Consider the following 19,744-nt stretch of genomic DNA (forward strand, 5'->3'; position numbering starts at 1 on the left):
AAGCCGAATGAGTCTAGGCGTCACCGTAACCTGTTCGCATGACATGGAACCCCTTCAAACGTTCAGAAGACAAGGAAAAGAGCGAGGAATCCCCCGCCGCGGCCGAGACGAAGCCGAATAACGGCAAGAAGAACCGTCCGACCCCGAAGATGAAGGACGCGCAGGCGGCGAAGATCCGTCCGCTGGTGCCGAAGGACCGCAAGGCCAGCAACAAGGTCGCCAAGGCAAAGCTGCGTGAGAAGCAGGATTCGGAGTACGCCGCCATGAAGAGCGGCGACCTGGCCCATATGCCGAAGTCGGAGCGCATCGACTACCGCATCTACATCCGCGATTATGTTGACGCCCGCTGGAACCTGGCCGAGTTCATGATGCCGTTCGTCATCATCATGCTGGTCGCCTCGATGTTCATCACGTCGACGAACCCGCAGATCACGTGGCTGCTCATGCTGGTGATGTACGCCTACTTCTTCGCGGCGATCATCGACATCGCCATCATGTGGCATGGCCTGAAGAAGAAGCTCATCGCCAAGTACGGCGAGAAGTCCGTGGCCAAGGGCACGCGTTCGGCCAGCTACGCCTGGTCGCGTTCCATGCAGATGCGTCGCTGGCGCCTGCCCCGCCCGCGCAACCAGAAGCGCGGCGTGTGGCCGGAATGATGAGACGGAGCGTATGAGCGAGAACGCCGATGCCCGGCGAATTATGCTGGGTATCGGCGTTTTTTCATGACCGGACGCCATCAGGCGTCATTCGTTCACGACCATATCAATACATATACATTCGAATAAGGGGGTCCCATCATGACGGGCATCACTGCCGAGGAGAACGCGATGGATTACGACGTCGTCATCGTGGGCGCGGGTCCCGGCGGATATTCCGCCGCCCTGCGCGCCGCCGAACTGGGATTGAAGGTCGCGCTCGTCGAAAGGGACGAGAGGCCGGGCGGCACCTGCCTGAATCGCGGGTGCATTCCCACGAAGGCGCTCATCACCGCTGCGCGCAGCGTCGAGACCGGCCGCCATGCCTCGCGCTACGGCATCGACATGTCGGTCAACGGCATCGATTTCGGCGCGCTGCGCGACTACCGCCGGGGCACGGTGCACACCGTCGTCGAGGGGCTTTCCGGCCTGCTTCGCTTCCGCGGCGTCGAGATGATCCATGGCGAGGTGCGCGGCGTCGCCCGCGCGAACGGCGGGGAAGATGATGCCGCCGCATACGCCGTCGACGTCGCATTGCGGTCCGGCGGGGAAGGCGGATCCCGGACCCTGCTCGCCCGTCACGTGGTCGTGGCCACCGGCTCGCGGCCCCGTCCGCTGCCCGGCATCCCCTTCTCCCAGAGCGTCATCAACTCCGACGCCGCATTGGAGCTCAACGAGTTCCCGAACGACGTCATCATCATCGGATCGGGGGCCATCGCCCTGGAGTTCGCCTCGCTGTGGAACGCCGCCGGCAGCCACGTCACATTGCTGGCCCGCAAAAACGGCGTGCTGTCGAACTGGGACCGCCGCACCAGCGCCACGATGACTCGCGAGCTCAAGCGCCGCGGCATCGACGTGGTCACCAAGGCCTCGGTGACCGGCATCGACACCGGCGTGAACCTCGGCGCCGCGGTGCATTACCGGGTCGACGCCGGCAGGACGGACGAGGAAAGGACCGCGGCCGCGCAGATCGTGCTGGTCGCGATAGGCCGCGACCCCAACACGGACGCCCCATGGTTCGATTCCCTTGGCCTGGCCCGCGATGATTCGGGCTACGTTCGCGTGGACGGGCTCGGCCGCACGAACCTGGCAGATATATGGGCGGTCGGCGACATCACCGGCGGCTATCAGCTCGCCCACCGTGCATTCGAACAGGGCATCGTCGTGGCGGAGGCCATCGCGGGCCTCGACCCCGAACCCGTGCGCGAGGAGACGATTCCGCGCGTGGTGTTCTCCTCCCCCGAGGCCGCGGCCGTGGGCCTGACCCGCACGCAGGCCCAGGCTGACGACCGCTATGACGACGTGACCGAGACCATATATCCGATGATGGGCAACGCCCGCACGCTGATGACCGGCGAGAACGGATCGGTCACGGTGATCGGCGCGGTGCCGGCCGACGAGCCCGAGTCGCGCCGCGTCATCGTCGGCGTGCACATGGTCGGACCGGAGGTCAACGAGCTGGCGGGCGAGGCCGAGCAGCTCGTCGGCAACGCGGTGCCTCTCAGCCGTGCGGCACGCCTGATCCATCCGCATCCCACGTTCGGCGAGGCATTGGGAGAGGCGCTGCTCAAGGCGGACGGCCGGCCGCTGCATATGCGCTGACCGGGGCCGGCACCAAGGCCGAAGGCGCCATTTGGCAGAAAACCAAGTACACTGGTTGTCCAGCAATTGTCTCAACGACCCCGACAACGCTCTATATAAAAGGACATCATGGCAGAGAAGAAAGAACAGAAGCCGAAGAAGCAAGGCACCATCAGCCAGATCATCCAGATCTACAAGTTCACCGCCCAGGACGACAAGCAGCTGCCGTTCCTCATCGCCGGTGCCATCGTGATCCCGATCGTCGCCGCCGTCATCGTCGCGGTCCTCTGGTTCTCCTGGATCACCGACATCTTCACCATCATCCTCGGCGTCATGGTGGGCCTGCTGTTCGGCACGCTGGTGCTCACCCGCCGCGCCGACAAGGTCGGCTTCCGTCAGATGGACGGACGCCCCGGCGCCACCGGAGCCATCCTGAACAACATCACCAAGGGCGGATTCTCGTTCCCGCAGGAGCCCGTGTGGGTCGATGCCAAGACCAAGGACGCCATCTGGCGCGGCACCGGCCGCACCGGCGTCTACCTGGTGGGCGAAGGCGAGTACGGTCGCGTGATGAAGGCCATCGACAAGGAGGAGGCCAAGGTCAAGCGCATCACCCGCGGCTCCGACATCCCCGTCATCAAGATCTGCGTCGGCCACGGCGAGAAGCAGGTTCCACTGGACAAGCTGCAGAAGACCGTGATGAAGCAGAAGGTCAAGCTCACCAAATACGAGCTCGACGAACTGAACTCCCGTCTGAAGACCCTACAGGCCAAGAACACGATGGGCATGCCCAAGGGCATGGACCCGAGCAGGATGCACGTCAGCCGCCGCGCGATGCGAGGCAGGTGACCCGCCCCTTCCGCGGTTCGGTCTCGCATCGCGGAAGATTCATTTCATAGGAATGTCGGTAATGCACGAAATGTGACATTACCGACATTTTTCGTATTCGGCCCTCCAGACGGCATCATCACCGTCGGAACGCATCTTTCGGAACCGGCATCGAACGCTTTATCCGGCGATCACGTCACATGGCGCGACATCACGGGGAACCTCTCAAACGATTGTCAAGGTCATATCAAATACTGACACACACTTTTTCCCTGTTTTTCTCTTCGCGAAACATTCTCGTAACCCAACGGCACCCTGTGGGAAATATCCGAGAGTACATTCTTCATACGTAAGTTCTCACGAATAAAGGAGCGATTGTGGCAGAGAATAAGATTTTCGCCCACACGCCTGAAGAAGTCGAAGCGCTGATCAACAAGGAAGGCATCGAGTATGTCTCCGTCCGCTTCACCGACCTCATCGGCGTCCAGCAGCATTTCACCGTGCCTGCCAGCGAGTTCACCGACAACGCCTTCACCGACGGCATGCCGTTCGATGGCTCTTCGGTGCAGGGCTTCCAGGCCATCAACGAGTCCGATATGAAGCTGGTTCCCGATGTGACCACCGCTTACGTCGACCCGTTCCGCAAGCACAAGACCCTCAACGTGGCCTTCTCCATCGTCGACCCGCTGACCGACGAGCCGTACTCGCGCGATCCGCGTCAGGTCGCCGCCAAGGCCGAGGCCTACCTGAAGTCCACCGGCATCGCCGACACCGCCTCCTTCGCTCCTGAGGCCGAGTTCTTCATCTTCGACAAGGTGCGCTTCGAGAACAACATGCAGCGCTCCTTCTACGAGGTGGACTCCATCGAGGCTCCGTGGAACTCCGGCGTCGACACCGAAGAGGACGGCACCCCGAACATCGGCTTCAAGAACCGTGTGAAGCGCGGCTACTTCCCGGTCCCGCCGATCGACCACTACCAGGACCTGCGCGACGACATGGTCGCCAACCTGCAGAAGGTCGGCCTGCAGCTCGAGCGCTCCCACCACGAGGTCGGCGGCGCTGGCCAGCAGGAGATCAACTACCGCTTCAACACCCTGCAGCACGCCGGCGACGACCTGATGAAGTACAAGTACGTCGTTCACGAGACCGCCTTCCTCAACGGCAAGTCCGTGACCTTCATGCCGAAGCCGATCGCAGGCGACAACGGCACCGGCATGCACTGCCACCAGTCCCTGTGGAAGGACGGCAAGCCGCTGTTCTACGACGAGAAGGGCTACGGCGGGCTCTCCGACCTCGCTCGCTGGTACATCGGCGGCCTGATCAAGCACTCCTCCTCCGTGCTTGCCTTCACCAACCCGTCGCTGAACTCGTACCACCGTCTGGTTCCGGGCTTCGAGGCTCCTGTCAACCTGGTGTACTCCGCCCGTAACCGCTCCGCCGCCATCCGTATTCCGCTGGCCGGCACCTCCCCGGCTTCGAAGCGCATCGAGTTCCGCGCTCCGGATCCGTCCTGCAACCCGTTCCTCGCCTTCTCCGCCCAGCTCATGGCCGGTCTCGACGGTATTCTCAACCACATCGAGCCCCCGGAGCCGGTCGACAAGGACCTCTACGAGCTTCCTCCGGAAGAGCACGCCGGCATCAAGCAGGTTCCGAGCTCTCTGGCCGAGGCCATGGACGCCCTCGAAGAGGATCACGACTTCCTCTCCGCCGGCGACGTCTTCACCGAGGATCTCATCGAGACGTGGATCGACCTCAAGCGCGGCGAAATCGACCAGGCCCGTCTGGCCCCGACCCCGCTCGAGTACGAGCTCTACTACCACATCTGATCGATCACCCTCGGAATCGTTGCAGTTGCGGCGATTCCGTCATTAGGGGCAGCCAGTAGGTAGTCAATAGGCCGTTCATTCGCAATGCCGGATGAACGGCCTATTCGTTTTCCACGACCGTCTCCCTCGATATTTCATCAACCACCAAGGAAACCCCATCATGGTTCTCATCCTCATGCTCGCGTTCATCGCGTTCTGCATCTTCATGGCCGTCAAGATGACGAAGCGAAAGAACGAACGCAAGCCAGCCGACCAGTCGACAGGCCAAGGCACCACCCGCACCATTCCAGACAGCGTCCTGATGAACAGCCCGATCATCCCGTACGCCCCCGGCCGCGATCTTCGCAACGCACCGCCGAACACCGTCGTGATGGCCCCCAAGGAATCCAGGTATGCAGGATGGATCAAACAGCACACCTGGTTCGCCTTCAACGAGCAGGGCATCATCGACACCTGCTGCGTCTGCCACAAATACGTTCACAAGGACGACCGCTTCTACGTACGCTGCGTGGACTGCAAGAAGGTGGCTTGCAAGGACTGCCACTACCTGTGCCCGTACTGCTTCGTCGCACGCTGCGATGACTGCGTGCGTCTCGGAGGCCTTCACGGCAACGACATCATGTGCCCCAACGTCTCCTGGCACGGCCCCATGCAGCGCGAACTATAGGCCGCCCGCCATACCGATTTGCACGACGGCAGGCAAAGGTATTATGCTTGCCGTCGAATGTTTCACGGGTTCCCGATATGCCGGGGAATCCATATGAAGGAGTTTTCTCGAATTGATTTCCCGATAGACAGCGGACAATGCGGAATGTGACGGCCGACTGCGCCGTCGCGCCCCGTCATGCTGGCTATCGCGGCATACCCCGTCGTTTTCGATCACGGCCACGGCATTGCCTTGAATCCTTCGATTTCCCGAATCACCGACGTCGTCGAAAGACGCCGGCATTCATGCATGACGTTTCGCATTCTCCGCCATACATCGTCGTATGCAGTCGAAACGAATCGAAAAGGAGAACCGTCATGCCCCTATCAACACTCACGCTTGCGCACATCACCTACACCCCGCCGGAGGCGACGGAACCGCTGTTCGAGAACGTGTCGGCAACGTTTCCGCGAGGGTGGACGGCGGTCCTCGGCGACAACGGCATCGGCAAGACCACGCTGCTGCGTATCGCCATGGGTTGGCTCCGACCGGATACCGGTACGGTAAGCCCCTCCCCCGGCACGCCGATCGTCGGATACTGTCCGCAGAACACCGACGAGCGGCCGGACGACCTCGACGATTTCGCCGCGGATTGGTCACCGGAGACGATGCGTGTCCGACGCGATCTCGGCATCGGCGACGACTGGCCATGGCGGTACGACGAACTTTCCGGTGGTGAGGCCAAACGATTGCAGATCGCCTGTGCACTGGCGAAACGCCCCGATGTGCTGATGCTCGACGAACCCACGAATCATGTGGATGAGGCCGTCATCACGCGCATCGTTTCGGCGTTGCAAGATTTCCGCGGCATCGGCATCGTCGTCTCCCATGACGTCGACTTCATCGACCGACTGGCCACACGATGCGTGTTCTTCGAACGCGACCATGTGCACGGCCGTAACGTCACCGTGGTGAGGACCCGACCGGGAAACTACAGCCAGGCCAACGCGACGGCGGAAAACGACCGGCGCTCGGCGGACGCGGCGCTGCAGCGGTCCCGGCACGAGGCGTCACGATTGGCCGACGTGGCCGCGCAGCGCAGGCATGAGGCGGCGTTGGCGGCCACAAGGGCGCGCGCCGTGGGCGCCGGCGTAAACCGGAGGGACCATGACGCACGCAATCTGCTGAAGCTGCACAAATCGCTGAGCACCGACGGCAGCGCCGGCGCGGCGAGTGCGCGAATCGCATCCCGAACGGATGCGGCGCGAAGGCGCACGGAGGCCGTGGCGACCGCGGCGAAACGCTATGACGGCGACATCTGGATGGATGCCGAGGCAAGTCATCGACCGCAGTTGGTGAGGCTGGAGGAGGGACTGATTCGATACGGCGGCGACACCGTGGAACCCCGTATCGGCGCGGACGGCCGCATGGACGGCAATGACAGGGCTTCCGGCCACGGCGGCCGCTTCCTCGCCGAGGATCCGGTCCCCGGTCTGGCCATTCCCGCGCTCAGTGTGGGGCCACACGACCACATCGGCATCGTCGGCGTGAACGGCAGCGGAAAGTCGACGCTGTGCCGAACGCTGTTACGGCGGCTTCACGATGTCCTTCCGCCGGTTCCGACGTTGTCGATATCACAGAACACCACGGCCGCCGACGCACAGGATGCGCTGCGGCGATTGAATGACCTTGACGACGCCGGACGCTCGCTCACGCTCGGTGCCTATGCCCAGCTGAATGCCGACCCCGATCGTCTGCTGGCCGGCGGCGTCCCCTCCCCAGGCGAACTGCGCAAGCTGCTGCTGTGTCTGGGAACGAGAAGCCATCCGCATCTTATCATGCTGGACGAGCCGACGAACCATCTGGACCTGCATTCGCAACAGGCCCTGGCAAAGGCTCTGGCCACGTTCCCCGGCGCCGTCATCGTCGTCTCGCATAATCGTGCGTTCCTGCGGGACGCCGGCATCCGCACGCTCTGGCGATGCGAAGCCCGCAACGGCAACGGCAACGGCAACGGCTCGATTCTGCGCCGGTAGCCCCGTTCCCGGCAATTTACGGTGTTCTTCGGTCGTTTTCGGTGCATGCAACGACCGGAAAACACCGTAGATTCCGGATTTCGGGATTGTCGACCATGTCGTGCGGGGATTCATGCCCAAAACGCTCCATCAGTTCCCACGGACGACCTACGTACAACACAATGAACAACACGCGACACGCCGATGATTTGCATATCGACGCTCCATATGTATTATTTATGTCTTGTGCACAGCACAAAGCTTGCACAGGAAATATTCCTGCGTAGCTCAGTTGGCAGAGCATCCGACTGTTAATCGGACGGTCGCTGGTTCAAGCCCAGCCGCAGGAGCCAATGAAAAACCCGAGGCCATAAAGCCTCGGGTTTTTCATATTTTTTCTTTTCTTTTTCGAAAAGCGGGTCTGCGGCATACACGGGGACACCGAAAACCATGTCCTCCTGTATGCCGCAGACCCACAAATCCGACTTATCGCGTCCGGTCAGCCACGGCGTCGTGCGGAGACGAGGCGCTTCACGCCGTAGACCGCATAGCACAGCGCAACGATGACGGCCATATAAATGAGCGACTGCCGCATGGATTCATACACGCCCGACAGAATGATCGTCCCCACACTGAGCACCAGCGCCACGATCGGCACGACGGGCCAGGCCGGCGTATGGAACGACAGCTCATCCACGCCCCTGCCCTCCCGACGCATCTCGAGGCGGAACCGGATCTCGCACACCGCCAGCACGACCCATACGATGACGATGGCGAGACCGGCGCTGGAGACCAATGCCAGATAGATGACCGATGCGGCGGTGACCGAGGAGAGCAGCGCCATAAGGCCGCCGACCATCGCCGTGCACAGGGCGATCAGCGGCACGCCGTGCTTCGTGGTACGCGCGAACACCCTCGGGATCATATGCTCGTTCGACAGCGACCACAGCATGCGCGTGGAGGCGTACAGACCCGAATTGGCGGCGGAGAGGATCGCAGTGAGCACGACGAAGTTCATGATGTCGCCGGCGAACGGCAGGCCGATGGCGTCGAACACCAGCACGAACGGGCTCTTGTCGACTCCGGCGTCCTGCCATGGGATAAGCGCCGACATCACCACGATGGACCCGATGAAGAAGATGGCCAGACGCCAGAACGTCGTATGGATGGCCTTGGGGATGTTCTTGCCGGGATCCTTGGTCTCCCCCGCCGTGACGCCCAGCAGCTCGGTGCCGGAGAACGCGAACGCCACCGTCGACATGGTGGAGAACACCGGCGCGAACCCGTTGGGGAACACGCCGTCCTTGACCAGATTGGTCAGTCCCGGCGCATGCGAGTACCCGGCGATGGGGATGACGCCGATGATGGCGAGCGCGCCGATGGCGATGAACACGATGATGGCGACCACCTTGATGCCGGCGAACCAGAACTCCGCTTCGGCGAATGAGCGCACGGACAATGCGTTCAGCGTGAAGATGAACGCGATGAACAGGGCGCTCCATGCCCATGCCGGCGAGCCGGGGAACCATTTCTGCATGATGAGGCCGGAGGCGGTGAATTCCGAGCCGAGGGCGCCCATCCATGCCAGGAAATAGATGATGGCGACGGTGAATCCGGTGCCGGGGCCGATGAACCGGCCGGCGTACACATGGAAGGAGCCGGTCTGCGGCATGGCGGTGGCGAGCTCGCCGAGGCACAGCATGACCATGTATACGTTGAGCGCGCCGACGGCGTAGGCGAGTATGGTGCCGAGCGGCCCCGCCTGGTGGATGGTGTATCCGGAGCTCAGAAACAGTCCCGTGCCGATGACGCCGCCCAGGGAGATCATCATGAGGTGGCGCGTCTCCATCTTGCGCTGGAGTCCGGTGTGGCCGTTCGCCGTGCCGTTCGCCGCTCCTGCCGCGCCGCCGGCCGCCGCGTCGTGCGTCGCCGGCTCCGCCGTCCTGCTGTCCGTTGTGGTTGTTGTGGCCGAAGCCATGGTTCGTCGTCCCTTCGTTCTGTGTTTCGCCGATCCGGCGTCCGCACCTGCGGCCCCTTCCCCCGGTCGGCCCGATCCGTATCACTGTATGCCGAAGCGGCGCACCCCCACCACGCCTTTGCCAAGGAATATGCCATCGGGGCTATAGCAATAGCCTATGGCCGGCTATTATTCCGCAGCGCACAACGGCTGCGGCCATACGGTGACGCCATTGCGAATGTCGCTCGGCCGACCGCGATATTATCGATGTCATCATTGAATTCGCTTTGAAACCACGACGATGGGAGCGAGGCGCCCGGTTGTGCGCCTCGGGAAAGGATGATGCGGCATGGTCACGCTCAAGGACGTCGCCAAGGAGGCCGGGGTGACCGCGACCACCGCGTCACGGGCCCTGCGCGGCATGGACATGGTCACGCCGAAGACCACGCAGAAGGTGCTGGCCGCCGCGGAGAAGCTCGGCTATCGCATGAACATCTCCGCACAATCGTTGCGCACGGGCAAAAGCGGCACCGTCACGTTCCTCACCGCCGGCATCGACGGCGCCTACTTCTCCAGCCTGGCCATGCGGTTCGCCGCGGAGCTGAACAAACAGGGCATGCACATGCTCATCGAATCGTCGCAGTATCTGGTGGACGAGCATGGCAACGAGAAGGACATGTCGTACCTGTTCTCCGACGGCATCATCGGCATCAACGCCAAGCATGCGTCAAAGGCGCTGGCCTCGCACCCCTCCGTCCTTCTGGAGGATTACACGATCGACAGCCCGTACGATCAGGTGAACGCACCGAGCCAGGCCGGCACCCGCGCGGCGATTCGCCACCTGTATGAGAAGGGATGCCGTCGCATCGGCCTGGTGGGCCATGACATTCCGCCGGAGTCGAACCCCGGCGCCTCGCAGCAGGTGCGCATGCTGGCCGCCAAGCACGAATGCCAGGAGCTCGGCCTCGAATTCGACGAGCATTCGCTGATCAGCGTGCCGTGGTCGCGGGCCGGCGGCGTGGAGGCCGGTCATCGCTGGGCGGACGAGCGGCTCGGGTTCGACGGCCTGTTCTGCCCGAGCGACGGCCTGGCGCTGGGCGTGCTGCGCGGATTGGCCGACCGCGGCGTAAACGTGCCGAAGGATGTGGCGGTCATCGGGTTCGACGGCATCACCGACGGCGAGTACAGCGTGCCGACGCTGAGCACCATCGCCGTGGATTTCACCAGCATGACGCAGGCGGCGGTCTCGCTGCTGACGCATCGCATCAATCATCCGGAGGAGGAACGCTATCCGCAGACGGTGACGGTCGGCTATCGCCTCATCGAACGCGAGTCGACGAGGCGATAGCCGACCGACGGATGATCCCGATGGGAAACGGCAGACATGCCTACGCGAATCGAACCGTGTAGGTGCGCTTGGTGACGCCGTTTTCGGCCGTGAGCTCCACGAGGACCGCGTCACCGCCCGTAACGGGCGGTACGACGGTGACCGCGGCGTTGTCGCCGGCCGGCCTCGGCTCGATGTTCGGCACATGGCCGTCATCGTCGCCGCGCGCTACCGTATATGATTCGACGTCCGGAGAGAAGCCCGGCACGTCGACGCCGTCGACGGCGAGGCCGGCGAGCGCGCAGCTCTCGTTGACGACGGCGACCTGCGCGTCGCCGCGAATCTCGGTGATGGCCACGCATTCGCCCTCGTTCGCGGTGAATTCGATGCGGATGCGCGAGGTCTTCACCATGTCGAACGTGTAGGTGCGTTCGAGACCATGGTCGATCTTCTCCGACTTGGTCTTGTCGCCGAAGGAGCCGTAGATCCAGCCCGCGCTGCCCTGCTGCTCGACCGGCTTGTCGTGGGTCCTGAGGTTCGTCACCGGTTTCCACTCGCCGTCGTCTCCCGTGCCGCCGTCCCATGCCAGCACGCGCACGTCCTGCGGCAATGCCACGTCCTTGCCTTCCAGGCAGTAGTAGATGGTGAAGGAGTTCAGCATGAACGGGGTCTCGGTGCCGTAGCCGAACCGGTATTCGAGCCATGCCTCGCGGCTGGGGTCGCCGTAGGTGGACCAGCGGTTCTTGAGGTTGTATCCGGCGCGGGCGGTGTACGACACGGTGCCGTCCATGAGGTTGGAGACGTCCTCCATCATCTTGGGGTCGGGGTTGGTGTAGGAGGCCTCGACCGTGGGGTATACGTCGTTGCGGAACGAGAACAGGTCGCGGTTCTTCGTGTATTCGTCGGTCACGCGCACGGTGGCTTCGGCCTTGGCGTCGATGCCGTCGACGTCGCCGGCCATGGTGAAGGATCCGGGCCGGCCGTAGTCCTCCGGCAGCGCGTCATGCCAGACGACGGGCCTTTCCTCGGCGAGGCCGTCGCTCCACCATACGCGCACGGTCGGCGTCGTTTCGGCCAGATCGGGGACGATGCCCGTCACCGTGGCCGCGGAGGTCTTCTGCACGGCGATGACGTCAACTACGCCGACCGTCGCCTTGGCGACGACATCGGCGGCATCGAATCCGCCCGGTCCAGTGATCGTTCCGGTGATGTCGTGCTCGCCGACGGTCTGCCACAGGTCGCCGTCGGCGCTCCATGTGACGGGCATGGTGGCGTCGAGGCCATGGTCGAACCGTACGGTCACGAGGCTCGGCAGGTCGGGCCACTCCCCCACTTCGCAGCGTACGCGCACGGGTTCCGCGGCGACGGGCCGCTTCTCGTATGCGGCCTTGCCGACGGTGACCGGCAGCGGCGACGAGATGACGGTCGCGCCGGCGTATGCGGCGTGGACGGTCAGCTCGGTCTCGCCGGCGAGCGTGCCGGCGACGGCGAGACCGGCGGCGTTGCCGTCGGCATCGTTGCCGCCGACGACGGCAAGCACCGACGGGTCGTCGATGTCGATGTGCAGGTCGAGATCGGCGACGTCGATCGGACGGCCCAGTACGTCGCGGGCCTCGATGGCCAATGCCGCGGACCGGTCCTCGATGAGGCCGGCGACGTCGGCGAGGTGCGCGGAGATGGAGTCGATGGGTGCCGGCTGCGTGACGACGGTGACGTCGATGGTCGCGCCGCGACTGTGGTCCTCGGACGTGATTTCGATGAGGTATCTGCCGTTGGCCGGGTCGACGGGCGGGATGACGGCCGCTGCGGCGTTGTCGCGCGCGATCGGCTCGAATGCGGGGGCCCCGGCGTCGTATGGCAACGACAGTGTGTAATGACGCCTGTCGGGGGCGAAGCCGTCGATGGTCGCGCCGTTGACGTGCAGGTCGTCGAGCAGCACGGACGATGATGCGTCCTCGCCGGCGTCGAGCACACGGATGGCGGCCTCCGTGGCGAGTCCGCCGTCGACGGCGCCATCCGGATCGGCGACGGCGCCCCGAACGGTCACCAGGCCGACGCCGGACCAGTCGTGGTCGTCGGGCATCTGCCAGGTGACGTGTCCGGAACGCTTGCCGCCGTCGTCGTAGACGACCGTTGCGTTGTCGGGCAGGGACGGGACGGTGCCTGCGGCGACGGCGGCGGTATGGGGGACGACGGCGAACGGGCGGCGCACGCGCGGCCGTTTTCCGTCGTGGGACGCGGCGTCCTCGGCCGCGACGGTTTCGCGGGCCGCGGAGGCCGGCACGGATTCGACGGCGGAGGCGGCCTTGACGTCGATGACGGTCTCGCCGGCGTCGATGCCGTTGGCCTTCGCACGCACTATGATGGGCCTGCCGGAGCCGTCGGAGGCGACGATGGCGAGCGCCTTGCCCCGGTAGGCCTTGCGCACGGGCAGCTGGAACGCCTCGGTGCTGGCCTGGTAGCCGTTGTCGGTGCCGAGGATGACGCCGTTCTCGACGGTGAAGGTCAGCCGGTCGTCGGCGTCGGGGCAGATGGTGCCGTCGGCGTCGACGATGTCTGCGGTGACGAAGCTCATGTCGCGGTCGTTGGCGCTGGTCTCGCCCGAATGCAGCACGGCGCGGTCGGGGGTCAGGCGCACGGCGGCCGGCGACCCGGCGGTGTGCAGCACGTCCTGGGCGACCTCGTCGCCGTCGGCGTCGTAGGCCACGGCCTTGAGCTCGCCGGGTTCGAACGCCACGTCCCAGTGCAGGTAGATGGAGTCGCGCGGGTCGCCCTTGGCGAACCGGTATTCGAACGGCTTGTCGGGGTGGGCGGTGTCGATGTGGAATCCGGTGGCGTGCGGCTCGAATTCGCGCACGCCGAGCGAACGGCCGTTGAGGAACAGTTCGACCTTGGCGGCGTTGGAGTACGCCCACACCTGCACGGGTTCGCCCTGGCGCCAGTTCCAGTGCGGCAGCAGGTGCACCATGGGCGCGTCGTCGGGGTCGGTCCACAGGCTTCGGTAGAGCCACCATTCGTCCTTGGGGAATCCGGCGGAGTCGACGATGCCGTAGTAGGCGGTCTTCGGCGCGAGCACGGTGCCGTCGGATTCGGTCTGCGACTGGTCGTTCCAGTAGAAGTTGCCGATGTAGGGCGCCGGCTCGCCGATGTAGTCGAAGCCGGTCCAGGTGAACTCGCCCATGTGGAAGTCGAGGTTCATGGAGCGCATGAAGTCCTTGCGGATGGGCGTGCCGCGGTTGGCGGTGATGTCGTAGGAGGTGATCTCGTACGTGTCGTCGTCCCACGGCTGACGGCCGGGTTCGAACGGGAACTCGGTGCCGCGCACGCCGTCGGGCACGTCGGTCGGATACACGTAGTATCCGCGCGAGCCGAGGCTGCATCCGCTTTCGGAGTTGATGATGAGGTCGTTCGGATGCTTGGCGTGGATGGCGACGAGGTGGTCCTCGGAGGCGTAGGAGTAGCCGCGCACGTCCATGCGCTTGTGGATCTCGTTGCCGATGCCGTCGATGCCCTTGCTCAGGTACGAGGAGTCGTTGATGCACACCGGGCGGGTCGGGTCGGCGGCGTGGGCGACGGCCACGAGCCTCTCGGCCAGGGGCAGTTCGCTCTCCTGCCAGGCGACCTCGTTGCCGAGGCTCCACATGAACACGCTGGGTTCGTTGCGGTCGCGGCCGATCATGGCCTCGAGGTCGGTGGCCGAGGCGGCGAGGAAGTAGTTGCTGTAGTCGTTGCGGTCCTTGGGCGCGGTCCACATGTCGGCGAGCTCCTCGAGCACGAGCAGGCCCATGCGGCTGGCCTCCTCCACCTGGATCTTCGAGCCGATGTTGTGGGAGGTGCGGATGGCGTTGACACCGGCCTCCTTGAGGATCTCGAGCTGGCGGACCACGGCGCGGCGGTATACGGCGGCGCCGAGGGAGCCGAGGTCGTGGTGCATGCACATGCCGGCGATCTTCATGCGCACTCCGTTCAGCGACAGTCCCGTCTCGCTCGACATGCCCACCCAGCGCAGGCCGAATCGCGTGTCGACACGGTCGACGACCTTGCCGCCGACTACGACGTCGGTGCGCAACGTGTACTGGTAGGGGTCGTCGGTGCTCCACAGGTGCGGTTTCGAGACCATGATGAGCTGGCTGACGGGCATGTGGCTTTCCACGTCGGCGGAGGTGCCCGGATTCAGCGTGAAGGAGCTTTCGCTGGAGGATGCCGGCGCGCCGTCGGCGTCGAGTACCGTGCTGTGCAGGGTCACGTCGACGGGCGAGGACGTCTCGTTGACCAGCCAGGTCTCCGCATGCACCTTGGCCACGTCGAGCTTCACGTCGTCCTCGAGCGTCGGCGTGGCGATGCGCACGCCCCAGTCGCGCACGTGCACGCGGTCGGTGACGACGAGTTCGACGCCACGGTAGAGGCCGGCGCCGGGGTACCAGCGGGAGCACGGCTCGGGCGTGTTGGTGTGTATGGCCAGCACGTTCGGCGCATCGAAGCGCAGGGCGTCGGTGACGTCCACGAAGAACGGGGCGTAGCCGTTGTGGTGTTCGGCGAGCTTCTCGCCGTTGACCCAGATCTCGGCCAGCTCCATCACGCCGTCGAACGAGAGCGACACGCGGCGGCCCCGCCAGGCCTCGGGAGCCTCGAACGTCTTGCGGTACCAGCCTTCGCCGGTGCGCAGGAATCCGACGGTCGAGCGGGCGAGTTTGGAGAACGCGCCCTCGACGCCGAAGTCGTGCGGCAGGCGCACGTCCCTCCATGACGTGTCGTCGAACGACTCCTGCTGCGCGCCCGACGACACGCCGCGATGGAATTTCCATCCGTCATTGAAGTCCGACACGCGCGGAATATCCGTGCCGCCGTGGTTGATGTCCGTTGCCATGACCAACGCTCCTTTGCTGTCGATTCGTGACCGACGTCTACGCGGCTTCGCGGGTTCTTCGGTCAGAAAACTATGGATTCTTGCAATCGGCGAACGTTGCCGACTGCCTGTTCTTGCCACGATTATTCGTGGTCGATGATTGAAGTGTATCACTGATTTTTACATCGATAAAATTCGTGTTATAGTACCAATCAACAAGCTAAACAACCTCTCGATTTCAGCTTGACGTTATATCGATAACGTTATGGATTCGTTATGAATAAGCGTCCATGAAGGTCATTTATTCATAGCCCCACGGCAACAGCCGCCAGTGTTCCGCCGGCAGAGTTGCAACCGGCGTCGATATAACTAAAGTCAGTTGGGTCCCCAGCGGTCCCTCTATCTCGATGAAGAGAAAGGACGACAATAATGTCGGGCAATAACACCATGAGCTACGACCTGCAGGGCAAGGTCCCCCTGCTCGCCAAATTCGGCTTCGCCATGATTCCGCTTTCCTGGGTCATGCAGACCATGGTCATCACATGGCAGATGTTCTACTTCACCACGTTCGTCAAGATGTCGGTGATGCTAGTCACCCTCATGCTCACCGTCGGCAAGGTCGTCGGCGCCATCGCGACCCCGTTCTGGGGCTACCTCTCCGACCGCCTCTACCGCACCGCCTTCGGCCGCAGGTTCGGCCGCCGCCGCGCCGTGCTGCTGCTCGCCACCCCGCTGAACTTCGTCTTCTACATGGGCCTGTGGGTCATGGGCCTGCCCACCTGGGCCTACTTCGCCGTGAACATCCTCTACTGGGCCTCCTGGGCCGGCATCACCACCGTGCAGTACGCGCTGCCGGCCGAGATGACCGAAAACACCACCCAGCGCGCCCAGATCGTCGGCATCAACCAGATCGCCGGCGCCATCGGCGGCACCGCCCTGTCCATGCTCAACATCTGGCTGTTCACCGTCTGGGGCAAGGACGATTGGGACTCCTACTTCAAGATCGCCCTGCTGTGGGGCATCGTCGGCACCGTGGTGCTGTTCATCGGCTTCCTGACCGTGCAGGAGCGCCCGTACGACGAGTCCACCGACGTGGCCGAGGCCGATTCCGACAGCAAGGCCGCGGGCTTCCTCAGCGTGTTCTGGAACTTCATCTCCGCCATGCGCGTCAAGTCCTACCGCGTCTACCTGGGCATGTACATCTGCGAGCAGACCTTCCGCGCCATCCGAGGCACCATCAACACCTACTTCGTGATGTTCGTGCTGCTGCTTGACCCGCAGACCGTCTCCCTCGGCACCGGCGTCGGCTTCATCTTCGGCATGGCGTTCGTGGCCATGTGGATCTGGCTGACCGCCAAGCTCGACGGCATGCGCACCTTCCGCCTCGGCGGCTACGCCTGCATCCTCGCCTTCGCCTGCATGCTGGGCCTCGGCATCTTCCACGCCAGCGTCTCCAGCGGCCTGCGCGCCACCCTGTTCGTCGTGTTCCTCATCCTCATGAACTTCGGCATCTCCGGCGTCGTGAACGCCACCCAGTTCGTGTTCACCCTGGTTCCGGACGTCGACGAGATCGTGACCTCCAAGCGCCGCGAAGGCCAGTACGCCGGCATCAACTCCACGCTTGACGTCATCTTCACCGCCGTCGAGACCCTGATCATCGGCATGGTGCTGAGCTGGACCGGCTTCGTCGAGGGCGCCACCACGCAGCCCGCCGCCACGGTCGACTGGATCATGATTCTCTACACCGTCGTCCCGGTCGTGCTCGTCATCCTCGGCAACATCGTCTCCCGCCTGCTCAAGATGACCAGCGCCAACCACAAGAAGGTCCTCGCCGAGGTCACCCGTCTGCGCAACGGCGGCGACATGAAGGACGTCGACGACGAGACCAAGGCCGTCATCGAGGAGCTCTCCGGCTTCAAGTACGAGCAGTGCTGGGGCCACAACAACGTGATCAACGCCGCCCACAAGGAAAAGGAGGGTGCCACTGCCTGATCTGTAACTCCTGTTTTCGGTTTTCTTTCTCGAATCCCCTGCCGTAGGAACCCTTCCCCTACGGCAGGGGATTTTTCGCGTCTGCCGGTCCGGCCGATGCCGACGAACGGCCGTCGGCATCGATGATCGGCTCCGCGGGAGGTCGGCGACCATGGCGAGGAACGCAACCATCTCTCCATAAGAACGTTCCCGCCATCATCCGTGGCACGGAACCCGATAACATCCGTTTTTTACGCCGCCCGTCGCAGTCGACTGGCACGCAGACCGATTCTGACCGATTTCGATATTCCCCGTCAGGATTTCACGGCACGGAGTACCGAATCCGCCCCGATGACGATTCCCTGCCAGGCGACACCATGCGAACCAGCTCCGCATCATTGCAATTGCAACGATTGGGCTGCCTACCATCATTCAGGATGCGGCAGCGAATTCGATTTTCGACGTTTTCGGCGCCGCCTGCCAGGATCTCATGGCACGGAATACGGAACCAATGGATTTTTGCATCGCCTGCCACATTGCATCGTCATGCAATCCAAAATCCTTCCATCCCGCCATTCCCTGCCGCAGCGCATGGCACAGAACGATGACACCACCCCATATTTCGCTCCATGCCGTCGCATACAACCTCCATACGGGCCATGACGCCTCTTCGCCCTCCAACGTCACTGGATGAGCGAGCTGTTGGAGACCTCCTGCTCGATGCGGTCGTACGCCTGAGAGAGCAGCATGTTGCCGGGGACCGTGGTGAGCAGGAACGCCAGAGCCGCGGCGATGGCGGCGGCCAGCAGACCGGAAAGCAGGCGTACGACGATCTTGAAGACGACGTAGGCCACGATGGCGCCGACGACTACGGTGACCAACGTCCGTGCCGTGTCCGGCAGCTGGCCGTACCACAGGATGATGTCGTTGATGGACGATTGCATATGCGCTCCTTGCGGGATTCCTCGATAGTTACCGACGCGATGATACGCACCGTTCCTGTGGAGCGCCTGAACGGCATGAAAAATCCTCCCCGCAACCCAACGCGGGGAGGATTCATATTGGCTTGGAATATCGAGAGGCAGGAAGGATTGGCAACGGTTGTCAGCACAGCGATACTTCCAAACCAAATCTTTAAGGATTCGACGGTCTGGCAGACGGGTCGGAGGCCTCGTCCGGCCCATAGCCGTCGAATCACATGCGGGGCATGGCTGCGACCTACTGCTGCTTGGGCAGGGCGCGCACCCATTCGGCGGCGAGATGCGGCCAGCATTCGGCGAGCGGCTGGTTGTAGGCGTCCTCGCCGACGGTGGTGGTCTCGTCGTTGGCCAGGGCCAGTCCGTGAGGACCGTACGGGAAGATGTGCATCTCGAAGTGCACGCCGGCGCGACGCAGCGCGGCGGCGAACAGCAGGCTGTTCTCGACGGGCACGAGCTGGTCCTCGAACGTGTGCCACAGGAACGTGGGCACGGTGTCGGCGCTCACGCGCTTCTCCAGCGACAGCCGCTCGACGAGCTCGGGGTCGTCGGTGCCGACGAGGTTGTCGAACGAGCCGCGGTGGGCGAACTCGCCGGACGTGATCACCGGATAGCCGAGGATCATGCCGTTGGGCTTGAATCGGTTGGCCGGCATGCCGGTCTTGTCGACGAGCCACGATTCGTTCCACATGGTGCCGAGGCTGGCGCACAGATGGCCGCCTGCGGAGAAGCCGCACAGGATGATGCGGTCGGGGTCGATGTTGAACTCCTCGGCGTGGAAGCGCAGATAGGCGACCGCGCTGACGAGCTCGAGCAGCGACTGCGGGAAACGCGCCGGCGCCACGCTGTAGTTGAGCACGCAGGCCTGGAAGCCTTCGGCCACCATGCGCAGGGCGATGGGCTCGGCCTCGCGCTCGGAGCAGAAGTGGTAGCCGCCGCCGGGCACCACAAGCACCACGGGACGCTTGCGCTTGGGGTCGATGGTCTCCCAGTTCTCGAGGAAGAACGTGCTGAGTGTGGCGGAGGAACCGGCCACGGATAGCGAGACTTTTTCATTGATCATGATTGACGCCTG

12 protein-coding genes and 1 tRNA gene are annotated in these 19,744 nt (G+C 63.7%); 9 read left to right on the forward strand and 4 right to left on the reverse strand.

All coding sequences use genetic code 11. The annotated features are described in order from the left end of the window. The first annotated feature begins 38 nt into the window (after positions 1-38). The 7 genes from CS006_RS09030 to CS006_RS09060 all read left to right on the forward strand — a co-directional run bounded on the left by CS006_RS09030 (position 39) and on the right by CS006_RS09060 (position 7,944). Entirely contained in the window at positions 39-656 is a 618-nt protein-coding gene (locus tag CS006_RS09030; protein WP_100511485.1) for a DUF3043 domain-containing protein, read from the forward strand. Between the two features lie 141 nt (positions 657-797). Continuing rightward, positions 798-2,297 carry an FAD-dependent oxidoreductase gene (locus tag CS006_RS09035; RefSeq protein WP_165777325.1) on the forward strand — a complete coding sequence of 500 codons (1,500 nt, stop codon included), beginning with the start codon at positions 798-800 and terminating at the stop codon, positions 2,295-2,297. 108 nt (positions 2,298-2,405) lie between these two features. Further along, on the forward strand, positions 2,406-3,125 hold the full coding sequence (locus CS006_RS09040; protein ID WP_100511486.1) for a DUF4191 domain-containing protein: 720 nt from the start codon (positions 2,406-2,408) through the stop codon (positions 3,123-3,125). A gap of 356 nt (positions 3,126-3,481) precedes the next feature. Then, positions 3,482-4,930, forward strand: coding sequence for a type I glutamate--ammonia ligase (gene glnA / locus CS006_RS09045; RefSeq protein ID WP_100511487.1), 1,449 nt, complete (start codon positions 3,482-3,484; stop codon positions 4,928-4,930). Between the two features lie 160 nt (positions 4,931-5,090). Next, on the forward strand, positions 5,091-5,597 hold the full coding sequence (locus tag CS006_RS09050; protein WP_100511488.1) for a hypothetical protein: 507 nt from the start codon (positions 5,091-5,093) through the stop codon (positions 5,595-5,597). Between the two features lie 356 nt (positions 5,598-5,953). After that, positions 5,954-7,612 (forward strand): ATP-binding cassette domain-containing protein, encoded by a 1,659-nt coding sequence (locus CS006_RS09055; RefSeq protein WP_100511489.1) that lies wholly within the window; start codon positions 5,954-5,956, stop codon positions 7,610-7,612. Between the two features lie 256 nt (positions 7,613-7,868). Continuing rightward, a tRNA-Asn gene (locus tag CS006_RS09060) sits at positions 7,869-7,944 on the forward strand. A 146-nt stretch (positions 7,945-8,090) separates the two neighbouring features. Here CS006_RS09060 and CS006_RS09065 read toward each other — a convergent pair. Continuing rightward, on the reverse strand, positions 8,091-9,569 hold the full coding sequence (locus CS006_RS09065) for an amino acid permease (RefSeq protein ID WP_100511490.1): 1,479 nt from the start codon (positions 9,567-9,569) through the stop codon (positions 8,091-8,093). 328 nt (positions 9,570-9,897) lie between these two features. On the opposite strand from CS006_RS09065, the gene CS006_RS09070 reads away from it, so the two are divergent. Next, positions 9,898-10,896 carry a LacI family DNA-binding transcriptional regulator gene (locus tag CS006_RS09070; RefSeq protein ID WP_100511491.1) on the forward strand — a complete coding sequence of 333 codons (999 nt, stop codon included), beginning with the start codon at positions 9,898-9,900 and terminating at the stop codon, positions 10,894-10,896. A gap of 40 nt (positions 10,897-10,936) precedes the next feature. Here CS006_RS09070 and CS006_RS11045 read toward each other — a convergent pair whose 3' ends face one another. Continuing rightward, a complete protein-coding gene (locus CS006_RS11045; RefSeq protein ID WP_100511492.1) occupies positions 10,937-15,742 on the reverse strand; it encodes an Ig-like domain-containing protein in 4,806 nt (1,601 codons plus the stop codon). 408 nt (positions 15,743-16,150) lie between these two features. On the opposite strand from CS006_RS11045, the gene CS006_RS09080 reads away from it, so the two are divergent. Continuing rightward, on the forward strand, positions 16,151-17,713 hold the full coding sequence (locus CS006_RS09080) for an MFS transporter (protein WP_100511493.1): 1,563 nt from the start codon (positions 16,151-16,153) through the stop codon (positions 17,711-17,713). Positions 17,714-18,375: 662 nt separating this feature from the next. Here the strand turns inward: CS006_RS09080 and CS006_RS09090 are convergent. Both CS006_RS09090 and CS006_RS09095 read right to left on the reverse strand, forming a co-directional pair. After that, entirely contained in the window at positions 18,376-18,636 is a 261-nt protein-coding gene (locus CS006_RS09090) for a hypothetical protein (RefSeq protein ID WP_100511495.1), read from the reverse strand. 274 nt (positions 18,637-18,910) lie between these two features. Continuing rightward, a complete protein-coding gene (locus CS006_RS09095; RefSeq protein WP_100511496.1) occupies positions 18,911-19,732 on the reverse strand; it encodes an alpha/beta hydrolase in 822 nt (273 codons plus the stop codon). Positions 19,733-19,744 lie beyond the last annotated feature (12 nt).

Source organism: Bifidobacterium primatium (assembly GCF_002802875.1).
GTDB classification, from domain to species: domain Bacteria; phylum Actinomycetota; class Actinomycetes; order Actinomycetales; family Bifidobacteriaceae; genus Galliscardovia; species Galliscardovia primatium.